Annotated in this window: 28 protein-coding genes, 1 tRNA gene and 1 pseudogene; 11 read left to right on the top strand and 19 right to left on the bottom strand. The window is 70.8% G+C overall.

Annotation, left to right across the window (positions count from 1 at the left end):
* The first annotated feature begins 51 nt into the window (after nucleotides 1-51).
* Together ACIRSU_RS22005 and ACIRSU_RS22010 are read left to right on the top strand one after the other, a co-directional pair.
* On the top strand, nucleotides 52-1,575 hold the full coding sequence (locus tag ACIRSU_RS22005; RefSeq protein WP_403794628.1) for an MFS transporter: 1,524 nt from the start codon (nucleotides 52-54) through the stop codon (nucleotides 1,573-1,575).
* 39 nt (nucleotides 1,576-1,614) lie between these two features.
* The gene (locus ACIRSU_RS22010; RefSeq protein ID WP_403794631.1) at nucleotides 1,615-2,406 is read left to right on the top strand and encodes a TetR/AcrR family transcriptional regulator; all 792 of its coding nucleotides are present in this window, start codon (nucleotides 1,615-1,617) and stop codon (nucleotides 2,404-2,406) included.
* A gap of 100 nt (nucleotides 2,407-2,506) precedes the next feature.
* Here ACIRSU_RS22010 and ACIRSU_RS22015 read toward each other — a convergent pair whose 3' ends face one another.
* Together ACIRSU_RS22015 and ACIRSU_RS22020 are read right to left on the bottom strand one after the other, a co-directional pair.
* A complete protein-coding gene (locus tag ACIRSU_RS22015; protein WP_403794634.1) occupies nucleotides 2,507-4,132 on the bottom strand; it encodes an MDR family MFS transporter in 1,626 nt (541 codons plus the stop codon).
* A gap of 42 nt (nucleotides 4,133-4,174) precedes the next feature.
* On the bottom strand, nucleotides 4,175-4,639 hold the full coding sequence (locus tag ACIRSU_RS22020; RefSeq protein ID WP_403794637.1) for a MarR family winged helix-turn-helix transcriptional regulator: 465 nt from the start codon (nucleotides 4,637-4,639) through the stop codon (nucleotides 4,175-4,177).
* Between the two features lie 181 nt (nucleotides 4,640-4,820).
* On the opposite strand from ACIRSU_RS22020, the gene ACIRSU_RS22025 reads away from it, so the two are divergent.
* Nucleotides 4,821-5,069: a hypothetical protein gene (locus ACIRSU_RS22025; protein ID WP_403794640.1), complete on the top strand. Its 249-nt coding sequence runs from the start codon at nucleotides 4,821-4,823 to the stop codon at nucleotides 5,067-5,069.
* A 48-nt stretch (nucleotides 5,070-5,117) separates the two neighbouring features.
* Here ACIRSU_RS22025 and ACIRSU_RS22030 read toward each other — a convergent pair whose 3' ends face one another.
* From ACIRSU_RS22030 to ACIRSU_RS22040, 3 genes are all read right to left on the bottom strand, one after another.
* On the bottom strand, nucleotides 5,118-5,396 hold the full coding sequence (locus ACIRSU_RS22030; RefSeq protein ID WP_403794642.1) for a type II toxin-antitoxin system RelE/ParE family toxin: 279 nt from the start codon (nucleotides 5,394-5,396) through the stop codon (nucleotides 5,118-5,120).
* A 4-nt stretch (nucleotides 5,397-5,400) separates the two neighbouring features.
* Complete coding sequence (locus ACIRSU_RS22035; protein WP_403794645.1) at nucleotides 5,401-5,682, bottom strand: type II toxin-antitoxin system Phd/YefM family antitoxin; 282 nt, start codon at nucleotides 5,680-5,682, stop codon at nucleotides 5,401-5,403.
* Nucleotides 5,683-5,783: 101 nt separating this feature from the next.
* A complete protein-coding gene (locus ACIRSU_RS22040) occupies nucleotides 5,784-6,017 on the bottom strand; it encodes a hypothetical protein (protein ID WP_403794648.1) in 234 nt (77 codons plus the stop codon).
* A gap of 198 nt (nucleotides 6,018-6,215) precedes the next feature.
* Between ACIRSU_RS22040 and ACIRSU_RS22045 the strand changes: the two genes are divergently transcribed.
* Complete coding sequence (locus ACIRSU_RS22045; protein WP_403794651.1) at nucleotides 6,216-6,482, top strand: hypothetical protein; 267 nt, start codon at nucleotides 6,216-6,218, stop codon at nucleotides 6,480-6,482.
* Nucleotides 6,483-6,519: 37 nt separating this feature from the next.
* A complete protein-coding gene (locus ACIRSU_RS22050; protein ID WP_403794654.1) occupies nucleotides 6,520-6,891 on the top strand; it encodes a YybH family protein in 372 nt (123 codons plus the stop codon).
* 26 nt (nucleotides 6,892-6,917) lie between these two features.
* Here ACIRSU_RS22050 and ACIRSU_RS22055 read toward each other — a convergent pair whose 3' ends face one another.
* The gene (locus ACIRSU_RS22055) at nucleotides 6,918-7,496 is read right to left on the bottom strand and encodes a TetR/AcrR family transcriptional regulator (RefSeq protein WP_403794657.1); all 579 of its coding nucleotides are present in this window, start codon (nucleotides 7,494-7,496) and stop codon (nucleotides 6,918-6,920) included.
* 89 nt (nucleotides 7,497-7,585) lie between these two features.
* On the opposite strand from ACIRSU_RS22055, the gene ACIRSU_RS22060 reads away from it, so the two are divergent.
* Both ACIRSU_RS22060 and ACIRSU_RS22065 read left to right on the top strand, forming a co-directional pair.
* Nucleotides 7,586-8,029 (top strand): anthrone oxygenase family protein, encoded by a 444-nt coding sequence (locus tag ACIRSU_RS22060; protein WP_403794660.1) that lies wholly within the window; start codon nucleotides 7,586-7,588, stop codon nucleotides 8,027-8,029.
* A gap of 97 nt (nucleotides 8,030-8,126) precedes the next feature.
* A complete protein-coding gene (locus ACIRSU_RS22065) occupies nucleotides 8,127-8,468 on the top strand; it encodes a DoxX family protein (protein ID WP_403794662.1) in 342 nt (113 codons plus the stop codon).
* Between the two features lie 9 nt (nucleotides 8,469-8,477).
* On the opposite strand, the pseudogene ACIRSU_RS22070 reads toward ACIRSU_RS22065, so the two are convergent.
* Nucleotides 8,478-8,582: pseudogene (locus tag ACIRSU_RS22070) on the bottom strand (DUF397 domain-containing protein); the annotation flags it as partial.
* Nucleotides 8,551-9,450: a Scr1 family TA system antitoxin-like transcriptional regulator gene (locus tag ACIRSU_RS22075; protein ID WP_403794960.1), complete on the bottom strand. Its 900-nt coding sequence runs from the start codon at nucleotides 9,448-9,450 to the stop codon at nucleotides 8,551-8,553. The pseudogene ACIRSU_RS22070 and the gene ACIRSU_RS22075, both read right to left, overlap by 32 nt.
* A gap of 165 nt (nucleotides 9,451-9,615) precedes the next feature.
* Here ACIRSU_RS22075 and ACIRSU_RS22080 point away from each other — a divergent pair, with 165 nt between their 5' ends.
* From ACIRSU_RS22080 to ACIRSU_RS22090, 3 genes are read left to right on the top strand one after another with little or no spacing between them, the layout of a single operon-like run.
* A complete protein-coding gene (locus ACIRSU_RS22080; RefSeq protein WP_403794664.1) occupies nucleotides 9,616-10,014 on the top strand; it encodes a hypothetical protein in 399 nt (132 codons plus the stop codon).
* Nucleotides 10,015-10,062: 48 nt separating this feature from the next.
* Nucleotides 10,063-10,632, top strand: coding sequence for a TetR/AcrR family transcriptional regulator (locus ACIRSU_RS22085; protein WP_403794667.1), 570 nt, complete (start codon nucleotides 10,063-10,065; stop codon nucleotides 10,630-10,632).
* Nucleotides 10,629-11,441: an alpha/beta fold hydrolase gene (locus ACIRSU_RS22090; RefSeq protein WP_403794670.1), complete on the top strand. Its 813-nt coding sequence runs from the start codon at nucleotides 10,629-10,631 to the stop codon at nucleotides 11,439-11,441. The genes ACIRSU_RS22085 and ACIRSU_RS22090 overlap by 4 nt, the downstream gene beginning before the upstream one ends.
* Here ACIRSU_RS22090 and ACIRSU_RS22095 read toward each other — a convergent pair.
* The 9 genes from ACIRSU_RS22095 to ACIRSU_RS22135 all read right to left on the bottom strand — a co-directional run bounded on the left by ACIRSU_RS22095 (nucleotide 11,422) and on the right by ACIRSU_RS22135 (nucleotide 16,927).
* Nucleotides 11,422-12,183 (bottom strand): hypothetical protein, encoded by a 762-nt coding sequence (locus tag ACIRSU_RS22095; RefSeq protein ID WP_403794673.1) that lies wholly within the window; start codon nucleotides 12,181-12,183, stop codon nucleotides 11,422-11,424. The two genes, ACIRSU_RS22090 and ACIRSU_RS22095, sit on opposite strands and share 20 nt — an antisense overlap.
* Before the next feature lie 60 nt (nucleotides 12,184-12,243).
* Nucleotides 12,244-13,194, bottom strand: coding sequence for an RNA polymerase sigma factor SigF (locus ACIRSU_RS22100; protein ID WP_403794675.1), 951 nt, complete (start codon nucleotides 13,192-13,194; stop codon nucleotides 12,244-12,246).
* Nucleotides 13,195-13,429: 235 nt separating this feature from the next.
* Nucleotides 13,430-14,365 (bottom strand): SigB/SigF/SigG family RNA polymerase sigma factor, encoded by a 936-nt coding sequence (locus ACIRSU_RS22105; protein ID WP_403794678.1) that lies wholly within the window; start codon nucleotides 14,363-14,365, stop codon nucleotides 13,430-13,432.
* A gap of 199 nt (nucleotides 14,366-14,564) precedes the next feature.
* Nucleotides 14,565-14,864 (bottom strand): Dabb family protein, encoded by a 300-nt coding sequence (locus ACIRSU_RS22110; RefSeq protein ID WP_403794681.1) that lies wholly within the window; start codon nucleotides 14,862-14,864, stop codon nucleotides 14,565-14,567.
* A 9-nt stretch (nucleotides 14,865-14,873) separates the two neighbouring features.
* Nucleotides 14,874-15,038 (bottom strand): hypothetical protein, encoded by a 165-nt coding sequence (locus ACIRSU_RS22115; protein WP_389210533.1) that lies wholly within the window; start codon nucleotides 15,036-15,038, stop codon nucleotides 14,874-14,876.
* A 140-nt stretch (nucleotides 15,039-15,178) separates the two neighbouring features.
* Nucleotides 15,179-15,263: transfer RNA gene (locus ACIRSU_RS22120), tRNA-Ser, on the bottom strand.
* A gap of 102 nt (nucleotides 15,264-15,365) precedes the next feature.
* The gene (gene tadA, locus ACIRSU_RS22125; protein ID WP_403794962.1) at nucleotides 15,366-15,794 is read right to left on the bottom strand and encodes a tRNA adenosine(34) deaminase TadA; all 429 of its coding nucleotides are present in this window, start codon (nucleotides 15,792-15,794) and stop codon (nucleotides 15,366-15,368) included.
* A gap of 113 nt (nucleotides 15,795-15,907) precedes the next feature.
* Entirely contained in the window at nucleotides 15,908-16,447 is a 540-nt protein-coding gene (locus ACIRSU_RS22130; RefSeq protein WP_403794684.1) for a hypothetical protein, read from the bottom strand.
* Between the two features lie 273 nt (nucleotides 16,448-16,720).
* Nucleotides 16,721-16,927 (bottom strand): hypothetical protein, encoded by a 207-nt coding sequence (locus ACIRSU_RS22135; protein ID WP_403794687.1) that lies wholly within the window; start codon nucleotides 16,925-16,927, stop codon nucleotides 16,721-16,723.
* A gap of 101 nt (nucleotides 16,928-17,028) precedes the next feature.
* On the opposite strand from ACIRSU_RS22135, the gene upp reads away from it, so the two are divergent.
* On the top strand, nucleotides 17,029-17,664 hold the full coding sequence (upp, locus tag ACIRSU_RS22140; protein ID WP_389210526.1) for a uracil phosphoribosyltransferase: 636 nt from the start codon (nucleotides 17,029-17,031) through the stop codon (nucleotides 17,662-17,664).
* 25 nt (nucleotides 17,665-17,689) lie between these two features.
* Here upp and ACIRSU_RS22145 read toward each other — a convergent pair whose 3' ends face one another.
* Both ACIRSU_RS22145 and ACIRSU_RS22150 read right to left on the bottom strand, forming a co-directional pair.
* Nucleotides 17,690-18,337, bottom strand: a complete 648-nt coding sequence (locus ACIRSU_RS22145; protein WP_403794690.1) for a LytR C-terminal domain-containing protein — start codon at nucleotides 18,335-18,337, stop codon at nucleotides 17,690-17,692.
* A gap of 170 nt (nucleotides 18,338-18,507) precedes the next feature.
* Nucleotides 18,508-18,804 carry a type II toxin-antitoxin system VapB family antitoxin gene (locus ACIRSU_RS22150; RefSeq protein ID WP_003949502.1) on the bottom strand — a complete coding sequence of 99 codons (297 nt, stop codon included), beginning with the start codon at nucleotides 18,802-18,804 and terminating at the stop codon, nucleotides 18,508-18,510.
* Nucleotides 18,805-18,860 lie beyond the last annotated feature (56 nt).

Raw genomic sequence — 18,860 nt, forward strand, 5'->3', positions numbered from 1 at the left:
TTCCTATACGGTGTACGAGAACTCGCCTCGTACACCGTATAAGGAGTTGCCATGACGGCGTCGACCGCCGCGAACGAACCGGCCGCCACCGGCGGCCACCCGCAGCGCTGGCTGATTCTCGGCGTCATCTGCCTCGCCCAGCTCACCGTGCTGCTCGACAACACCGTCCTCAGCGTCGCCATCCCCTCCCTCACCGCCGAACTCCACGCGTCCACCAGCGACATCCAGTGGATGATCAACGCGTACTCGCTCGTCCAGTCCGGCCTGCTGCTCACCGCCGGCAACGCCGCCGACCGCTACGGCCGCAAGAAGCTCCTGGCCCTCGGCCTCGCGCTCTTCGGTCTCGGCTCGCTCACCGCCGGACTGGCCGGATCCACCGCCCAGTTGATCGCCGCGCGCGCCGGAATGGGCGTCGGCGGGGCGCTGTTGATGACCACCACGCTCGCGGTCGTCATGCAGATCTTCGACGACTCGCAGCGGGTCAAGGCCATCGCCGTCTGGGCCACCATCGGCTCCCTCGGCTTCGCCGCAGGCCCGCTGATCGGCGGCGCGATCCTCAACCACTTCTGGTGGGGCGCGATCTTCCTCGTCAACCTGCCGGTCGCGGTCATCGGCCTGGTCGCCGTGCTCAAGCTGGTCCCGGAGTCGAAGAACCCGCAGGGCGAGCGCCCGGACCTGCTCGGCGCGCTGCTCTCCACCATCGGCATGGCCTCGGTCGTCTACGCGATCATCTCCGGCCCGACCCACGGCTGGACCTCCGCGCAGGTCCTCGTCCCGGCCGCGATCGGCGTCGCCGTGCTCGCCGCCTTCGCGTGGTGGGAGCTGCGCATCCCGTACCCGATGCTGGACATGCACTTCTTCCGCAACCAGAAGTTCGTGGGCGCGGTCGCCGGCGCGATCCTGGTGATGCTCGGCATGGGCGGTTCGCTCTTCCTGCTCACCCAGCACCTGCAGTTCGTGCTCGGTTACGAGCCGCTGGAAGCCGGTCTGCGGATGGCGCCGCTCGCGCTCACCATCGTCGTGCTCAACCTCTCCGGCATCGGCCCGAAGCTCGTCATGAAGATCGGTACGCCGCCGGCCGTGGCGCTCGGTCTGTCGCTCGTCGCCGCCGGTCTGACCTCGATCGCCGTGCTCGGCGGCGGCACCGACGGCTCGTACGGCGGCATGCTGCTCGGCCTGGTCCTGATGGGCGCGGGCATCGCGCTCTCCAACCCGGCCATGGCCAACGCCATCATGAGCGCCATCCCGCCGGAGAAGGCCGGCGTCGGCGCCGGCGTCAACGGCACCCTCGCCGAGTTCGGCAACGGCCTCGGCGTCGCCATCCTCGGCGCCGTCCTCAACGCCCGCTTCGCCGCGCTCGTCACCGTCACCGCGACCTCCCTCCCGGCCGCCCTGGCCGCGGCGGGCAGCGACGTCGAGCGCGCCCAGATCCACGACGCCTTCGCGTCCGGTCTCCAGACCAGCCAGCTGGTCGGCGCGGTCGCCGTCTTCGCCGGCGGTCTGGTCGCCGCGGCCCTGCTCAAGCGGGCCGAGCGGGCGGAGGAGCGGGCGAAGCAGCACGAGATGGCTGCCTAGCATGGTCGGGAAGCACTGAGCAGACGGAGGAACGCGACCATGGTGAAGGCAGCGGACAGGGCCAAGAACCCGGCGCGTTCCAGCGTCTGGCTGGAGAACCGGGCCGCCCGCAGCGGCGGCGGCCCGGCCGGGCTCGACCGGGACCGGATCGTCGCCACCTCGATCCGGATGCTCGACGAGGAGGGCCTGGCCAAGCTGTCGATGCGCAGGCTCGCGACCGAGCTGAACGTCACCGCGATGTCCCTCTACTGGTACGTGGACACCAAGGACGACATCATCGAGTACGCCATCGACACGGTGTACGGCGAGATCGACCTGGCCGTGGTGGCCGGCGCCGGCGGCTGGCGGGAGCGGATCCGGGCGCTCGCGCTCGAATACCGGCGGATGCTGGTGCGCCACCCCTGGATGTCGGCGATCGCCGGCCAGTACCTCAACATCGGCCCGAACGCGATCGCCGTCGGCGTGAGGATCCAGGAGGCGATCCGGGAGACCGGACTGCCGATCTCGCGCCAGCCGAGCGCGATGTCGGCGGTCTTCCAGTTCGTCTACGGCTACGGCACGATCGAGGGCCAGTTCAGCCGGGTGGCGCAGCAGGCCGGGATGTCGCAGGACCAGTACTACCTGGACTCGCTGAAGGCGTTCCGCGAGGACGAGAACTTCATGGACGCCCTGGAGGAGATGACCGAGATCCTCGACGAGCGCCAGTCACACGGCAGCGTCACCGAGATCTGGGACCGGGACTTCGACTACGCGCTCGACGTGCTGGTGGCGGGCATCGAGGTCATGGTCGAGCGGAGCCGTACGGAAGAAGCCGAGGACCCGCGGGAATGACGGAGCATGCGCAGAAATGACGGAGCGGCGGGCCGTCCCCTGCCCGCCGCTCCGTACCGAACCCGGCCGCGCCTCCGCTCGAAGCGCGGCCGGGGGTCTTTTACCTGGCGCCCTCGGCGAGCTTGGCGTCCTTGGCGTCCTTGACGTCCGCCTTCGCCGTCGCGTTGCTCTTGAGCGCGACCTCCTTGATGAACAGCGTCACCAGGAAGGCGAGCAGCGCGAACGGCGCCGCGTAGAGGAAGACGTCGCCGACGCCGTGCCCGTACGCGCTCTCCATGACCGTGCGGATCGGGGCGGGCAGCTTGTCCAGGTCCGGGATGCCGCCACCGCCGCCGCCCTGGCCCATGGCCGCCGCGGCCTTCGGGCCGAGCTCGGTCAGGCCGTCCTTGACGTAGCCGGTGACCCGGTGGGCCATGAGCGCGCCGAGCGCCGAGACACCGACCGCACCGCCGAGCGAGCGGAAGAAGGTGACGACGGAGGAGGCGACGCCGAGGTCGGACGGGGCGACCTGGTTCTGGGTGCAGAGGACCAGGTTCTGCATCATCATGCCGAGGCCGAGGCCGAGCAGCGCCATGAAGATCGCGATGTGCCAGTACGGGGTGTCGTAGCGCAGGGTGCCGAGCAGGCCCAGACCGGCGGTGGCGAGGGCGCCGCCGCTGATCAGCCACGCCTTCCAGCGGCCGGTCTTGGTGATGATCTGACCGGAGACGGTGGAGGAGACGAACAGGCCGCTGATCATCGGGATGGTCAGCACACCGGACATCGTCGGCGACTCGCCGCGGGCCAGCTGGAAGTACTGGCTGAAGAAGACCGTGCCGGCGAACATCGCGACGCCCACGAAGAGCGAGGCGAGCGAGGCCAGGGAGATGGTGCGGTTGCGGAACAGGCGCAGCGGGATGATCGGCTCGCTCGCCTTGGACTCGACCAGCACGAAGACCGCGCCGAGCAGGACCGAACCGCCGACCATGGCGGCCGTCTGCCAGGACATCCAGTCGTACTTGTCGCCGGCGAAGGTGACCCAGACGAGGAGCAGGGAGACGGCGGCGCTGATGAAGAAGGCGCCGGCCCAGTCGACCTTCACGTCGCGCTTCACGACCGGGAGCTTCAGGGTCTTCTGCAGCACGATCAGGGCGATGACGGCGAAGGGCACGCCGACGTAGAAGCACCAGCGCCAGCCGAGCCAGTCGGTGTCGGTGATGACGCCGCCGAGCAGCGGGCCGCCGACGGTGGCGACGGCGAAGGTGGCGCCGAGGTAGCCGCTGTACCGGCCGCGCTCACGCGGGGCGATCATGGCGGCCAGGATGATCTGGGAGAGGGCGGTCAGACCGCCGACGCCGATGCCCTGGACGACGCGGCAGGCGATGAGCATGCCGGTGTTCTGGGAGAGGCCGGCGACGACCGAGCCCGCGACGTAGACGACCAGGGCTATCTGGACCAGCAGCTTCTTGGAGAAGAGGTCGGCGAGCTTGCCCCAGAGCGGGGTGGTCGCGGTCATCGCCAGGAGGGCTGCGGTGACGACCCAGGTGTAGGCGGACTGGCCGCCGCCGAGGTCGCTGATGATCTGCGGGAGGGCGTTGGAGACGATCGTCGACGACAGGATGGCGACGAACATGCCGAGCAGGAGCCCGGAGAGTGCCTCCATGATCTGCCGGTGCGTCATGGGGGCGGCGCCGGAGCCGTCGGTCCGGCCTTCCGTGGCACCCGTGGCAGGTGCGGTGGTAGCCATGAATGTCCTTTACGTGTGCGGTGGGTCTCGGACCGGGTGGTCTCAGGCGGGCGGGTCCTGGACGGGGTGGGCCTGCGCCCGGCAGTCCCCGAAGGAGTCGCGGAGGCGGCCGAGCAGGTCGGTGAGCAGTTCGACGTCGTCGTCGGACCAGTCGGCCAGGTGGTGGGCGAGCATGGCCGTCAGCCGGTCGTCGAGTTCGGCCAGCTTGTCCTCGCCCGCGGGGGTGAGGCGCAGGATGCGGGAGCGCTTGTCGGCGGGGTCGGGCAGGCGCTCGACCCAGCCGCGCTCGGCTGTGTGGGCGACGTGCCGGCTGCTGACCGACATGTCGACGGCCATGAGCTCGGAGACGCGGCTCATCCGCATGTCCCCGTGGTGGTTGAGCAGGGCCATCACGATGGCGGAGCCGCCGGGGCAGTCGGCGGGCAGGGAGCGTGCCATGCCCCGCTTGACCGCGCCGATGGCGCTCACCTGGCGGGCGAGGGCCTCGTACCGGCTCTGCCTGTCCATCGGAACACCTCTCCATGTTGTTGCTTAGGGCAACCATAGATATGGATGGTTGCTTCAGGCAAACTAAATCGGTCAAAGCGACCTAAAGAATCGGCAAAGCGGGGAGGGGAGGTGTGGGTACGGGGCGGGGAGCGCGACCGCGGCTTGGGGCGGTGGCGGCGACTTCGCTAGGGTCCGGGCCATGGCACACAACCCCCAAGCACCGTACGGCCAGGGCGGTCAGGCCCCCGAGGGCTCCTACGACCCCGCCGGCAGCACCCAGATGTTCCGCGCCTTCGTCGACGAGGGCACCACTCCGCAGCGCCCCGGCGCCGGCACCGGCCACTCCGCCGCGACCACCCACTCCGCCGGGCCTCGCGTCGGCCTGATCGTCGGCATCGTGGTCGCGATCGCAGTCCTCGCGGGCGTGGCGTGGCTGGCGCTGGGCTGACGGTTCACGCGACGGCGTGATCTCTGGCGGCCCTTGGAGGTGGGGCCGTCAGAGATCGCGGTAGACCTCGCGTCGGTGCCCGACGGTGAGAACCCAGATGACGAGAACGCCGTCCTCGAGCGTGTAGACGACGCGATAGTCGCCGACGCGCAGGCGCCAGCGTTCGCTGTGCCCTTGCAGCGCCTTGATGTCGAAGCCCGACGTGTCGGCCTCCGTCAGTGCTTTCTGGAGCTCGGCGAGGCGGTAGAGGATGCGCATCGCCTCAGTGCGCGGGATCTTGAGGAGATCTCGCTGGGCGTGGGGCGTGAACCGAGTGACGTACCCCATGTGATCAGGCGTGGTGGTCGCGAAGAAGTGCGGCCATTCCCTCCAGGGAGACGGAACCCTCCCGCCCCTCGGCCTCGGCCTCGTCGGCCAGCCTGTTCAGCCACGCGTCCTCGGTCGCTTCCGCCAGCCGCGTCAGGCGCCGGTACTCCTCGATGTCGATCACGACCGCTTCCTGCTTCCCGCGGCGCGTGATGATCGTGGGGATCTCGTCCCGGTGGGCGCGGTCGAGGACGTCCGCCAGCTGGCTGCGGACCTCGGCCATGGAGGAGATCACAGGCTCAGTCATGCCCTTAATGTAGCAGATGTACATCTGCTACATCTGCTACATGTGATCCCTGCGGCCGGTGCCAGACAAGCGCGGCACCGGCCCCGGGGAAGCGCGCTCGCTCAGCCGCCGAGCGGCAGGCCGCCCAGGCCGCCGAGGCCCGAGGTCGCCAGGCCGCCCAGACCCGAGGTCGTCGGGCCGTTGGCGCCGGGCGCCTTGGCGGAGTTGTTGGCGAGGCCGCCGAGGCCGTCCGTCAGCTGGCCCAGCGGCAGCGGCGCGGCGCTCGCGGCGGGGGCGGCGGCAGCGGCGACGGCGAGGGTGCCGATGACAGCGGCGGCGACCTTCATCTTCTTCATGGGGAACAACCTTTCTCGGCAACGCACGGTCGCCCGGGGGTCGGTACGCCGTGCCTAACGACCGGGTCACGGGCGGGAAACCCCCCATCGAGGGTGAGCGCGGGGCATGGACCCCGGCGAGTGCCGCCCCAGCCGACCGTGGGGCGAACGGACGAGTCCGCGGATGCGAGTGGCCGTCCGATGCCGCAGGGTCGGATCGTGGCGTCGATCATCGTGCTCTTCGAGCTGGACCCGGACGCGGCGATCGGACCGGACGGTGTCGAGCCGGTCGTGCTCCTGGTGCACGCGGCCGGCTCCGATCCCGACGTGCCGGAGGATCCGCAGGGGCGGACCCTGTGCGGGTTGGACACCAGCGGGATGGAGCACGCCCACTACCGGGCCGGGCGGCCGGGCGAGCCCTGGTATCCGCCCGCGCTGTCCGAGAAGCGGTGCCGGGAGTGCGAGGCCGTACTGCGGAGCCTCTGACGTCTTCCGCTCCCCCTTCGTCGAAAGGCATCACCCCATGACCGGTATCGCCGACCCGAAGAAGCTGCAGGCCGCCTGGGCCGAGCGGTTCAACGCCCGCGACGTGGCGGGCCTGCTCGCTCTCGGCGAGCCCGGCTGCGTCTTCGCGCCGCAGCCCGGCGTGGCCGTTTCCGGCGACGGCCACCGCGCCGCGCTCGAACAGTTCCTCGCCTTCGAGCTGCCGATCACCGTCAACCCGCGCCGCCATGTCATCGCCGACGACATCGCCCTGCTCATCGCCGACTGGTCCATCAAGGGAAACGACCCGGCGGGCAACCCCGTCAATGTGAGCGGAACCGCCACCGATGTCGCCCGCAAGGGCCCCGACGGCTGGTTCTTCGTCATCGACAACCCGTTCGGCACGCTCTGACAACGGAGGGCCCCCGGGACGGCGCGTCAGAGCACGGCGAGCCGGTCCACCAGCAGCTCCACCCTCAGTCCGGCGTACTCCGCCGGCTGCCGTCCCGCCCGGGCCAGAGTGGCAAGGCCGTGCAGGGCCGCCCAGAACGTCTCCGTGAACACTGCCGGGTGTACGCCTTCCCCCGCGACCTCGCCCAGGCATTCAAGGAGGGCGGCGAAGGCGTCCTTCAGCGGCTCCGGGGTGTCCTCCCGCGCGAACGCCAGCCCGCCGTCGAGCTGGAACATGGCGTCGTAGACCGCCGGGTTGCCCTCGGCGAAGTCGAGGTAGGCGCCGGCGAGCGCGGCGACCCGGGCGCGAGGCCCGTCCGCGGCCGCGGTCGCGGCCCGCAGCGCCACGGCCAGCTCGGCGGCACCCTGAAGGGCGACGGCCCCGATGATCTCGCGCTTGCCCCGGAAATGGCTGTAGAGGACGGGCTGGCTGTATTCGATGCGCTCGGCCAGCCGCCGAGTGGTGACCGCGTCCCAGCCCTGTTGCTCGGCGACTTCGCGGGCCGCCGCCACGATGAGGCGCTCGCGGTCCGCCCGTTCACGCTGCTTGCGTTCCTGTACCGACATGTGTCGATGCTAGCACCGCTAGACAATCGAGCGGCAGCAGTACTAGCGTTGCCTCATCAGCTAGCAACGCTAGATCCCAGGGGGGCATCATGCTCAACGCACTTCAGGTCTTCACCACCGTCGTCGTCGGCCTGATGGTGGGGGTGGAGTTCTCCGTCGCCTTCGTCATGAACCGGATCTTCAGCGCGCTCCCCGAGGACAGCGACCAGCTCGCCCGCGCCCACGGCGGCCGGATGCTCGGCGCCCTGATGCCGTTCTGGTACATCGGCTCGCTCGTCCTGAGCGCTGTCTGGGCCGTCGCCGGATGGCACGACCACGGCGCCGGCCTGGTCGTCACGGCAGCAGGGCTGCTGATCCTGAGCGTGGTCATGTCGCTCCTGGTTCTGGTCCCGATCAACAACCAGGGCAAGACGTGGACCCCCGAGAACCGGCCGGAGGACTGGAAGGAGCAGATGAACCGCTGGGACCGCTGGCACTACGTCCGCGTCGCCGTCATCATCGGTGCCTTCACCCTGCTGGTCACGGCCCTCTGAAAAAAGTCGGGCGGCGCGGTCACACGTACGTCGCGCGCGGTGTCAGTGCAGTGCGAGCGCGGGAGAAGCCCGACGCCGTACGAGCGAGGAGCCCGAGATGTCCACCACCGCCACCGTCGTCACCGCCGTCGCCGCCTTCATGGCCGGTTTCTCCGGCGCGTCGATCTTCTTCCGCGCCAAGTACGTCGTCGAGCCGCTCGCCGAGTACGGCGTCCCGCGCTCGATCTGGAACCTGCTGGGCGCCCTGAAGCTGGCGGGCGCGGTCGGCCTCCTGGTCGGCTACGCGATCCCGGCGATCGGCATCGCCGCCGCGATCGGCCTCGTCCTCTACTTCGCCGGCGCGGTCATCACGGTCGCCCGCGCCCGCGCCTACGGCCACATCCCGTTCCCGCTGATCTACATGGCCCCGGCCGTCGCGGTCCTGGCCCTGGCGGCGTGAGGCCGCGACTTACAGGCTGCGGACGAACGAGTCCCAGGCCGCGCGAGCGAAAACGACAGCAGGGCCCTCAGGGGCCTTGCTGTCACGTACGGGGACGAGGCCGGGGAACCCGGGGGCGACTTCGAGGCAGTCGCCGCCGTTGGCGCCGCTGTAGCTGCTCTTGATCCAGGTCGCCGCCGACAGATCGTGCGTCTGCATGGTGCTCGTACCTTTCCATCATGTCGCTGATCAGAGCGGCAGATTCGCGGCCCGACAAGCAGTCAGCCCTGAGCACATCATAGGTCTGGCTATGTCGCGCGAAGAGGGCCGGATCATCACTGAAGTGGCCGCTGTCGAGCGATTCCGAGTAGACCCAGTGGTGCCCGTCGGGCAGCTGGATCAGCGACATCGACGCGTCCGGGCGGTCAATCCCGCATTGGTCGAACGGCACCACCTGCACACGGATGTTGGGAAGCTGACCTACCTTCAGCAGATGGGCGCACTGGTCACGCATGACGGCGGGCCCTCCGACGAGGTTCCAAAGGCAGCTCTCGTCCAGGACGGCGATGTACGCCGGACCGCCCGGCGCGAGAAAGCGCTGCTGGCGGCTCAATCGGGCTCGGACGCGTTCCGCGACTTCTTCGGCGTCGTCGAGCCGCTGTGCGTACAGGGCGTGGGCGTAGGCCGGCGTCTGCAGGAGGCCGGGCACTACCTGGACCTGGTACGCGCGGATCGCCACCGCCTCCGCGTCCATCTTCGCCCGCCTCTCGAACCAGTCCGGGTGCTGCACCTCCGGATACCAGTCGATCCGCCCCCACAGCCTCAGTAACACCCCTCCCGTCCCCAGTACCTCGTCGCACGCCTTCGCGAACGTGTCCGTCGGCACCCGTTTCGCCGCCTCCACCCGTGCCACCAGCGACCGGTCGCAGTGCAGTTGGCGCGCCAGGGCCTCCTGGGTCAGGCCCGCCGACTCCCGGTAGTGCCTGAGCAGTTCGCCGAACATCTCCGCCGTGGTCGCGGCCTCCGTGCCCTTCTGGCTCACACCGACCCCCCTCGTGACAGCAGCCCTTGTCACGCGATCAGCGTTGTGGCCGCCCTCTCCATTGAGCAACGCTAGGAGCACAGAGAGTAATCGCCCGATCGGGTGAGGCGTGGGAGGAACAGCGAAATGGCGGCGTGCATGGGACCGGAGCGCGGGGATTTCCTGTACGACCCGGTGTCGCGGAAGGTCGGCGAGTACCGGGGGCAGGCCGGGCCGTACGCGATGCTGCGGCCGATCGGGGGCGGGCGGGAGTGGCAGGCGGATCCGGGGAGGGTGCGGCCCGCGACGCGGGACGAGCGGATCACGGCCGGGGTGCGGGCCGTCAACGAGCGGGCGGGTGCGGCGTACGGGCTGAGCCGCCCGCCCATGCCCGTCCCGGGGTGCGTCCGGTGCGCGGAACTCGACGACTCCCGCGCCGCCGCCCGCGCCCGGTTCGACTGGAGTGCCGAGACGGACGCGAACGTGCTCCTGCGCCGCCACCAGGCCGACGGGCATCCGGAAAAGCCCCTGCGCCCTCTTCCCTAGGGGTGCTAGGTTCTTGCCTAGAGATCCTAGGAAGGTGAGGGGCAGAGCATGGTGCGCGCAGGGATCACCGCCGAGCGGCTGGTGCAGGCGGCCGCCGAACTCGCCGACGAGGCGGGGTTCGAGAAGGTCACCGTCTCCGCGCTCGCCCGGCGGTTCAACGTCAAGGACGCGAGTCTGTACTCGCACATCAAGAACCTGCGCGACCTGCGCGTGCGCCTCGCCCTCCTCGCCTCCGGCGAGATGAACGAGGCCATCGGAGCGGCCGTCGCCGGCCGCTCCGGCAAGGACGCGCTGGTCGCCTTCGCCGACGCGTACCGCGACTACGCGCTCGCGCACCCCGGGCGTTACGCCGCCACCCAGCAGCGGATCGAGCTCGACGAGGTCTCCGACACCGCCGTCTTCCAGCGGGCCGTCGAGCTGACGTCCGGCATGCTCCGCGGCTACGGCCTGGCCGAGCCCGAGCTGACCGACGCCGGGCGGCTGCTCCGCGCCACGTTCCACGGATACATCCACATCGAACTGAGCGGCGGCTTCGCGCACGCGCGTCCCGTCGCCGCCTCCTGGGCGCGCTCGCTCGACGCGCTCCACGACCTGCTCGACACCTGGGGGAGATCATGAACGTCGGAACGGTGAAGGTGCCGGGCGCCACCCTGCGCTACGAGGCGCGCGGCAGCGGGCCCGTGCTGCTCCTGATTCCCGGCGGGGCCGGGGACGCCGGGCTGTTCGACGGGATGGCGGACCTGCTCGCCGCCGGCGGGTACACCGTGGTCTCGTACGACCAGCGCGGGCTCTCCCGCAGCCCGCTCGACGGGCCGCTCGGCGAGCAGCGGGTCGCCCAGTGGCGCGAGGACGCCCTCGCGGTGCTCGACGAGGTGAGCCCCGACGAGCCCGTGTACGTCTTCGGCAGCAGCTCCGGCGCCATCGTCGCGCTCGATCTGCTCGCCGCCCGCCCGGACCGGGTGCGCCGGGTCGTCGCCCACGAGCCGCCGCTGGTGGAGCTGCTCGCGGACCCCATCCCGTACCGCTCCCACTTCGCCGAGGTGCGGGAGCTCCTCCGGACGAAGGGCCTCGGGCCCGCGATGGCCCATTTCACCGGACGGACGGAGGGGGAGCAGCCCGCCGAACTCCCGGAATCGATCCGGCCGATGGCCTCCCGCATGGCGGCCAACATGCCCGTCTTCCTGGAGCACGTCCTGTGCTCCTTCTCCTCCTCCGACCCGGACCTCGACGGCCTGCGCACTTCCGCCGACAAGCTCGTGCTCGGCGTCGGCCGGGACAGCGACGGTCAGGAGGCGCTGGTGGGGCCGGCCCGCCGGCTCGCCGAGGTGCTCGGGGCCGCGACCGTCGGGTTCCCGGGCGGGCACGTGGGGTGCGTGGAGCACCCCGAGGCCTTCGCGGAGGAGCTGCTCACCGCCATACGGCCGTGACCTCGCGGGTGTCGACCCGCATGCCGAGCGGCACCCGCCAGGAGTCCACGCAGACCGTGTACGTGCGGGTCTTCGCCGCACCGGCCGCGATCGGCGCGGGCAGCGGCTGGCTCGACTTCACCGTCGCCCAGTCGATGCCGAGCGCGCCGATCACGTGCGTGGCGAAGGTGACCGTGCCCGAACGGGCCTCCGTGCCACCGGTGTTGCGGAAGGTGACGGTGACGGTCTCGCACCAGCGCGTGCCGGTGTCGCCGAGCACGGGCGCGGAAAGCGTGAGCGCGGCAGGGGTGCCCGGGGTGGGGGTCGGGGTCGGCGCGGGTGTCGGTGTCGGTGCGGGCGCCGGGGGGCGGGTTGGGGGTGAGGTCGTGGCGGCCGGTACCCCAGGGGTACGGGGCGGGGCCGGCGTGGCCCGTACCGGCGGGGGCGCCGTCGCCGTCGGAGCCGTAGCGCTCGGAGCCGTACCGCCCGGTGTCCTGCCGTTCGGCGTCGGAGCCGTACCGCCGGCACCGGAGGGGGCGGGGCGTGGTGACGGGGAGGACGTGCTCGACGTGAGTCCCGGGCCCGTCGGGTCCAGCGGCACCAGCGTCACGGCGCCCGACGGTTTCACCGCGCCCTTCGGGCCGCCCTGGCCCGTGCCCACGGCCGCGTAACCGTCGCCGTCGTCGCTCGCGCCGCACGCGGTCAGCGCTCCGCCGAGGCAGAGCGCGACCACCACGAGTCCGAGATGCTTCCTCTGGAGCATGGCGTCAGTGTGGCTGACGGAGCGTCAGCGAGGAAGCGGAACGGCGAAGTTCGCCGGAGCTCAGTCCGCGATCAGGCCCTCGCGCAGCTGGGCCAGCGTCCGCGTCAGCAGGCGGGACACGTGCATCTGCGAGATGCCGACCTCCTCGCCGATCTGCGACTGGGTCATGTTCGCGAAGAACCGCAGCATGATGATCTGCCGCTCACGGGGCGGGAGTTTGGCGAGCAGCGGCTTGAGCGACTCGCGGTACTCGACGCCCTCCAGGGCCGCGTCCTCGTAGCCGAGGCGGTCGGCGAGCGAGCCCTCGCCGCCGTCGTCCTCGGGAGAGGGCGAGTCGAGGGAGGAGGCGGTGTACGCGTTGCCGACGGCGAGGCCGTCGACGACGTCCTCCTCCGACACCCCGAGCACTGCGGCGAGTTCGGGCACGGTCGGGGAGCGGTCGAGCTTCTGCGCGAGCTCGTCGCTCGCCTTCGTGAGCGCGAGGCGCAGCTCCTGGAGGCGGCGCGGGACGCGGACGGACCACGAGGTGTCGCGGAAGAAGCGCTTGATCTCGCCGACGACGGTCGGCATCGCGAACGTCGGGAACTCCACGCCGCGTTCGCAGTCGAAGCGGTCGATCGCCTTGATCAGGCCGATGGTGCCGACCTGGACGATGTCCTCCATCGGCTCGTTGCGGGAGCGGAAGCGGGCGGCCGCGTAGCGCACGAGGGGGAGGTTGAGCTCGATGAGGGTGTCGCGGACGTAGGTCCGCTCGGGGCTGTCCTCGGCCGCGCCCGTCTCGTCGAGGGCGCGCAGGCGCAGGAACAGGGAGCGGGAGAGGGTGCGGGTGTCGATGGCTCCGGGCGTCACGAGCGCCGGCGGGGCGGCGACGAGGGCCTCGTCGTGCTCCGCCGTCACGGCGCTGTCCGTCGCGGTCTCGGTGCTCTCCGCAGCGGTCGGCGCCGTCGTCTGCGCGGGCAGGGGAACGGGCGTGAGCGTAAGCACCTTCGAGCTGCCCTGTTCTGCGGACATGCCACCCCCTTGAGGTCGCGGACGGTCGTGGCGGCCACGACCATCTGAGGAACGCAGCCTCCACCTGAATACCGGCGGCAGGGCTGCGGCAAACGCGCTTCCAGCAGAATGTCACATGTCGGCAACGCGCTGTAGTGACTTGTCGACACAATGGGGGTGAATATCCGCAGGAAACAAGGGGTGTGCGGCATTTGAGGGGCCGTCGGACTACGCCGAAACGGTCTACCCGTTCCGGTTACGCCTCGATCCGATTTGCGGATCTCAATCGGGCGAAGCTCCGGGCGAGGAGCCTTGACACGTGCATCTGCGAGACGCCGAGCTCCTGGCTGATCTGGGACTGCGTCAGGTTCGAGTAGTAACGCAGCATCAGGATCCGCTGCTCGCGCTCGGGCAGCTGGACGAGCAGGTGCCGTACGAGATCGCGGTGCTCGACGCCGGCGAGCGCGGGGTCCTCGTACCCGAGCCGGTCGAGCAGTCCGGGCAGCCCGTCGCCCTCCTGGGCCGCCTCCAGGGAGGTGGCGTGGTACGAGCGGCCGGCCTCGATGCAGGCGAGCACCTCGTCCTCGCCGATCTTCAGCCGTTCGGCGATCTCGGCGGTGGTGGGGGAGCGGCCGTGGGCCGTGGTGAGGTCCTCGGTGGCGCCGTTGACCTGCACCCACAGCTCGTGGAGGCGGCGCGGGACGTGAACCGTCCGGACGTTGTCGCGGAAGTAGCGCTTGATCTCGCCGACGACGGTCGGCATGGCGAAGGTCGGGAACTGCACGCCCCGGTCCGGGTCGAAGCGGTCGATGGCGTTGATCAGGCCGATGGTGCCGACCTGGACCACGTCCTCCATCGGCTCGTTGCGGGAGCGGAAGCGGGCGGCGGCGTACCGCACGAGGGGCAGGTTGGCCTCGATGAGCGCGCCGCGCACCCGGTGGTGCTCGGCGGTGCCCGGTTCCAGGTTCTTGAGCTGTCCGAAGAGCACCTGGGTGAGGGCGCGGGTGTCGGCGCCGCGGGTGCTCTGGGGCCGGGGGCGGGGAGTGTCCAGGGGCCGGGGGGTGTCCGGGGCGTGAGGGGTGTCCGGGGGTCGGGGGGCGTCCACGGCGGGAGGGGCGTCGGCGGGGCGGGGGGTGTCCGGGGCCCCGGCCTCGTTCTGGGGCGGGACCTGAGGCGCTGTACTGGCCGGCACGTTCACGCCACCCCTTCACGTCAACGTCGTTAGCGTCAACTTCGGTCGACTCATCCGTCAAAAGCGGTCATAGCATCACAAGACATGTCCACTGTGTGCAAGCACCGCATAACCACGTGTTGGGGGTGGGTTCGACGGGTAAGAATGCGGGCCCCTCGCCGTGGTCGGCGAGGGGCCCGTGGAAGCTGAAGGCGGAGGGTCAGCCTTCGATCTCGTAGTCGGCGATGACCCACGTGGAGAACTCGCGCCACAGGGCCACACCCGCCTGGTGGGCAGGGTGGTCCAGGTAGCGCTGAAGGGCGTCCTTGTCGGCGACGGCCGAGTTGATGGCGAAGTCGTACGCGATCGGCCGGTCGGTGATGTTCCAGTCGCACTCCCAGAACGTCAGCTCGGGGATCTGCGAGCCGAGGGCACGGAAGGCTTCGACGCCCGCGACGACGCGCGGCTCGTCGCGCTGCACGCCGTCATTGAGCTTGAAGAGGACCAGATGGCGGATCACTGTCGTCTCCTAATTCACGAGCTCGGTCATGAACTGACCAACACCTTGAGCGGCGCTCGATATGCCTTCGAACCCTACCTGGACGAGTTCCGCCGCCCGGGCCGGGGATGTGATGATCGTGTACAGCACAAAGACCACGACCGCATAGAGCGCGATCTTCTTCGCCTGCGCCATCCCGCTGCCCCTCCCCGTGTCTCCCCTGTGTCCGCCCGCGGGCGGTCGCCGAGTCTAGCCGAGCGGCTTCGGGCGGGAGCTGGTCGCGCCAACACACGACGAAGGCCCGGTGTCTTACGACACCGGGCCTTCAATCAGAGCGGTAGCGGAGGGATTTGAACCCTCGGTGAGTTTCCCCACACTCGCTTTCGAGGCGAGCTCCTTCGGCCGCTCGGACACGCTACCGAGAGAGAGCTTAGCCCAAAGGTGCCCCAGGACTGAAATCCATATGTCTTCGCAGGTCGGAGCGGGGTCGCGCGAGGGTCGGCGGTCGCGTCAGCGGTCGCGTCAGCGGTCGCGGAAGAAGCGGGTCAGCTGGTCCGAGCACTCCGCCTCCAGGACCCCGTGGATCACCTCGGGCCGGTGGTTGAGCCGCCGGTCCCGTACGAGGTCCCAGAGCGAGCCGGTGGCGCCGGCCTTCTCGTCCCAGGCGCCGAACACCACCCGTTCGACCCGCGCCTGGACGAGCGCGCCCGCGCACATCACGCAGGGCTCCAGCGTCACGACGAGCGTGCAGCCGGTCAGCCGCCACTCGCCGAGCGCCGCCGCGGCCCGGCGCAGCGCCAGGACCTCGGCGTGGGCGGTGGGGTCGCCGGTGGCCTCGCGCTCGTTGTGGCCGAGCGCGAGGACGGTGCCGTCGGGCGAGAGCACGACCGCACCGACCGGCACGTCACCGGCCAGCGCGGCCCTGTCGGCCTCGTCGAGCGCGCGCCGCATGGGCTCGCGCCAGGGGTCCCGTACGGGATCGGGGGCATGGCCCGGGTCCCGTACGGGATCGGGGCCTCCGCCAGGGCCGGGCCCGGGGTCGGGTACGGGGACGGCGAGCGGCACTAGCGCACGGCCTCCAGGATCTCCCCGGCGCCGATGGCGTCCGCGATCTCGCCGAGGGCGTCGCCGGTCTCCAGGGCGAGCAGGTCCCGCTCGGACATGCCGAGGTCGGCCAGGACCCGGCCCTCGCCGAGCGGACCGGCCGGCGCGATGACGCCGTCCGTGTCGTCCGCCTCCGCTTCGGCCTCCGCCACCTCCGGCTCGCCGTCCTCGGTGCCGTCCAGGTCCAGCGCGTCCAGGTCGGTGTCCGCGTCGTCACGGTCCTTGCCGAGCAGTTCGCCGGTGAGGATCTCCCCGTACGAGGAGCGGGCCGCGGCGGCGCCGTTCGACACGAAGACGCGCGGGTCGTCCTCGCCGTCGACGCGGACGAGGCCGAACCACTCGTCCTCCTGCTCGATGAAGACGATCACCGTCTCGCCTTCGTCGGCCGCGGACTCGCGGGCCAGATCGGCGAGGTCCGCCAGCGTTTCCACGTCGTCGAGCTCGATATCGCTCGCTTCCCACCCGTCTTCGGTGCGCGCGAGCAGTGCGGCGAAGTACACCTGACTCTCCCACTGATCAGAGGTGTGATGATCCGGCGGCGCGCTCCTGATGCCCCGCCCAATCGGCATCGTGACAGAAACCTCGCCCGTTGGAGAGGTCTTCGGCTCTTGCGTCGTGCATCAGTCTGAACGACGCCCGGATCGGGCGGGCGTGCGACCCCGGCGCACGGAGGGGGCGCACGGCCGGGCCCCCTTCCCACCCGTCACCGCCGTTCACCCGGCCGCTCAGCCTGCCGTTCACCCGGCCGCTCACCTTGCCGTTCACCCCGCCGCTCACCAGCGGAACGTCCGCATGCGCATCGCCTGCCGCATCCGTGCCGCCCGGGCGCGCCGCGGCTGCACGCGGTCGCGCAGCGCCTTGGCCTCGTTCAGCTCGCGCAGGAACTGTGCGCGGCGTCTGCGGCGCTCCGCGTCGGTCTCCTGGCGGGGCTCCTCCACGGGAGCCTCGTCGCCCGGCTCGTGCTGTTCCAGGTCGGGCATAGGCCACACCACCCCATCAGCGGGTTCCCTGTGCCCCCACCTTCCCTCGCCCGCGAGGGTTGACGCCAGTTCCGGCCGGCGTTCCCGGCTACTGTTGAGTCATGCGTCTCCATGTTGTTGACCACCCGCTGGTCGCCCACAAGCTCACCACCCTGCGCGACAAGCGCACGGACTCCGCCACCTTCCGCCGGCTCGCCGACGAGCTGGTCACGCTGCTCGCCTACGAGGCGACGAGGGACGTGCGCACCGAGCAGGTCGACATCGAGACCCCGGTGACGCCGACGACCGGCGTGAAGCTGTCGCACCCGCGGCCGCTCGTGGTCCCGATCCTGCGCGCCGGTCTCGGCATGCTGGACGGCATGGTGCGGCTGCTGCCGACGGCCGAGGTCGGCTTCCTCGGCATGATCCGCAACGAGGAGACGCTGGAGGCGTCGACCTACGCGACGCGGATGCCGGAGGACCTGTCCGGCCGCCAGGTCTACGTCCTCGACCCGATGCTGGCGACCGGCGGCACGCTCGTCGCGGCGATCCAGGAGCTGATCCGGCGCGGCGCCGACGACGTGACCGCGGTCGTGCTGCTCGCCGCCCCGGAGGGCGTCGAGGTCATGGAGCGCGAGCTGGCGGGCACGCCGGTGACCGTCGTGACCGCCTCGGTCGACGAGCGGCTCAACGAGCACGGCTACATCGTGCCGGGCCTGGGCGACGCGGGCGACCGCATGTACGGCAGCGCCGAGTAGTCCGGGCCCTTCTCGGCTCGAACCGCTAGCTCTTGCAGGGCGCGGCCGGCTTCGGCTTGTTGAGCGCGACCAGCGCCGCGTCCGCCGCCGCCTTCGGGTCGAGCTGCTTGAAGGCCGTACCGATGATCAGGTCGACGTCCGCCGTGGGGCGGGCGTCGACCTTTGTCGTTGTGCCCTTCAGCTGCGTGCCGACGACGGAGAACGTGCCCTTGGTGGCCCCGGGTGCGCCGAGCAGCAGTCCGGTGCCGGGGACCTTCTTGTCGTACGCGGCGGGCGCGTTGCCGACCTTCCCGATGACGAAGCCGCGCTTCTTCAGCTCGTCCGCGGTCGCCTTCGCGAGCCCGCCGCGCGGGGTCGCGTTGTAGACGTTCACGGTGATCTGGGCGGGCTTGGGGAGGGCGGCGGCGCCGGGCTGCGTGCTCGCCTTGGGGGCGGGGGCGGGGGCGGGCTTGCAGTCGTTCTGCTTGCCGGCGGCCGTGGTGGTCTTCTCGTCGCCGCCGGAGAAGACGTCCACGAGCTGCAGCGTTCCCCATCCGGCCGCGCCGAGCACGAGCACGGCGGCCGTAGCCCCGAGGACGATCCTGCGCCGGCGGTGGGGGCGGCGCATGCGCGGGTAGACATCGCCCGTGATGCGGTACTTTCCGCCCATTCCGGGGGGAGTGAGCATGCTCATGAACGCAGCGTAATGCGACCCGCCGGGGATGCCTACTGGATGATCATGTGATCGCGTCCGGATGGGCGTGAAGAGACCCCGAAAGGATCAGCCGGAGGCCCGCGGAAAGCTCGCGGAGGACTCGCGGAGGACTCGCGGTTCGCGGAAGACCCGGGGGGACCTTCGGGCCCTCAGTCCAGTTCGAGGACGCGCGCGTGCAGCACCTGGCGCTGCTGGAGCGCGGCGCGGACCGCGCGGTGCAGTCCGTCCTCCAGGTAGAGATCGCCGCGCCACTTCACGACGTGCGCGAAGAGGTCGCCGTAGAAGGTGGAGTCCTCGGCGAGCAGCGTCTCCAGGTCCAGCTGGCCCTTGGTGGTCACCAGCTGATCGAGGCGGACCGGGCGCGGTGCCACGTCCGCCCACTGCCGGGTGCTTTCCCGGCCGTGGTCGGGATACGGCCGGCCGTTTCCGATGCGCTTGAAGATCACACGGAAAGCCTACCGGGCGAGCGGCTCCCGGCGCAGCCACGCGACCCCGGTGGGAA

The organism is Streptomyces sp. NPDC101160 (assembly GCF_044768205.1).
Taxonomy (GTDB): Bacteria; Actinomycetota; Actinomycetes; order Streptomycetales; family Streptomycetaceae; genus Streptomyces.

Coding starts and splice junctions, on each gene's coding strand:
- ACIRSU_RS22005 (WP_403794628.1), top strand. CDS start 52: ATGACGGCGTCGACCGCCGCGAACGAACCGGCCGCCACCGGCGGCCAC.
- ACIRSU_RS22010 (WP_403794631.1), top strand. CDS start 1,615: ATGGTGAAGGCAGCGGACAGGGCCAAGAACCCGGCGCGTTCCAGCGTC.
- ACIRSU_RS22015 (WP_403794634.1), bottom strand. CDS start 4,132: ATGGCTACCACCGCACCTGCCACGGGTGCCACGGAAGGCCGGACCGAC.
- ACIRSU_RS22020 (WP_403794637.1), bottom strand. CDS start 4,639: ATGGACAGGCAGAGCCGGTACGAGGCCCTCGCCCGCCAGGTGAGCGCC.
- ACIRSU_RS22025 (WP_403794640.1), top strand. CDS start 4,821: ATGGCACACAACCCCCAAGCACCGTACGGCCAGGGCGGTCAGGCCCCC.
- ACIRSU_RS22030 (WP_403794642.1), bottom strand. CDS start 5,396: ATGGGGTACGTCACTCGGTTCACGCCCCACGCCCAGCGAGATCTCCTC.
- ACIRSU_RS22035 (WP_403794645.1), bottom strand. CDS start 5,682: ATGACTGAGCCTGTGATCTCCTCCATGGCCGAGGTCCGCAGCCAGCTG.
- ACIRSU_RS22040 (WP_403794648.1), bottom strand. CDS start 6,017: ATGAAGAAGATGAAGGTCGCCGCCGCTGTCATCGGCACCCTCGCCGTC.
- ACIRSU_RS22050 (WP_403794654.1), top strand. CDS start 6,520: ATGACCGGTATCGCCGACCCGAAGAAGCTGCAGGCCGCCTGGGCCGAG.
- ACIRSU_RS22055 (WP_403794657.1), bottom strand. CDS start 7,496: ATGTCGGTACAGGAACGCAAGCAGCGTGAACGGGCGGACCGCGAGCGC.
- ACIRSU_RS22060 (WP_403794660.1), top strand. CDS start 7,586: ATGCTCAACGCACTTCAGGTCTTCACCACCGTCGTCGTCGGCCTGATG.
- ACIRSU_RS22065 (WP_403794662.1), top strand. CDS start 8,127: ATGTCCACCACCGCCACCGTCGTCACCGCCGTCGCCGCCTTCATGGCC.
- ACIRSU_RS22075 (WP_403794960.1), bottom strand. CDS start 9,450: ATGTTCGGCGAACTGCTCAGGCACTACCGGGAGTCGGCGGGCCTGACC.
- ACIRSU_RS22080 (WP_403794664.1), top strand. CDS start 9,616: ATGGCGGCGTGCATGGGACCGGAGCGCGGGGATTTCCTGTACGACCCG.
- ACIRSU_RS22085 (WP_403794667.1), top strand. CDS start 10,063: ATGGTGCGCGCAGGGATCACCGCCGAGCGGCTGGTGCAGGCGGCCGCC.
- ACIRSU_RS22090 (WP_403794670.1), top strand. CDS start 10,629: ATGAACGTCGGAACGGTGAAGGTGCCGGGCGCCACCCTGCGCTACGAG.
- ACIRSU_RS22095 (WP_403794673.1), bottom strand. CDS start 12,183: ATGCTCCAGAGGAAGCATCTCGGACTCGTGGTGGTCGCGCTCTGCCTC.
- ACIRSU_RS22100 (WP_403794675.1), bottom strand. CDS start 13,194: ATGTCCGCAGAACAGGGCAGCTCGAAGGTGCTTACGCTCACGCCCGTT.
- ACIRSU_RS22115 (WP_389210533.1), bottom strand. CDS start 15,038: ATGGCGCAGGCGAAGAAGATCGCGCTCTATGCGGTCGTGGTCTTTGTG.
- tadA (WP_403794962.1), bottom strand. CDS start 15,794: ATGCGGCGCGCGCTCGACGAGGCCGACAGGGCCGCGCTGGCCGGTGAC.
- ACIRSU_RS22135 (WP_403794687.1), bottom strand. CDS start 16,927: ATGCCCGACCTGGAACAGCACGAGCCGGGCGACGAGGCTCCCGTGGAG.
- upp (WP_389210526.1), top strand. CDS start 17,029: ATGCGTCTCCATGTTGTTGACCACCCGCTGGTCGCCCACAAGCTCACC.
- ACIRSU_RS22145 (WP_403794690.1), bottom strand. CDS start 18,337: ATGAGCATGCTCACTCCCCCCGGAATGGGCGGAAAGTACCGCATCACG.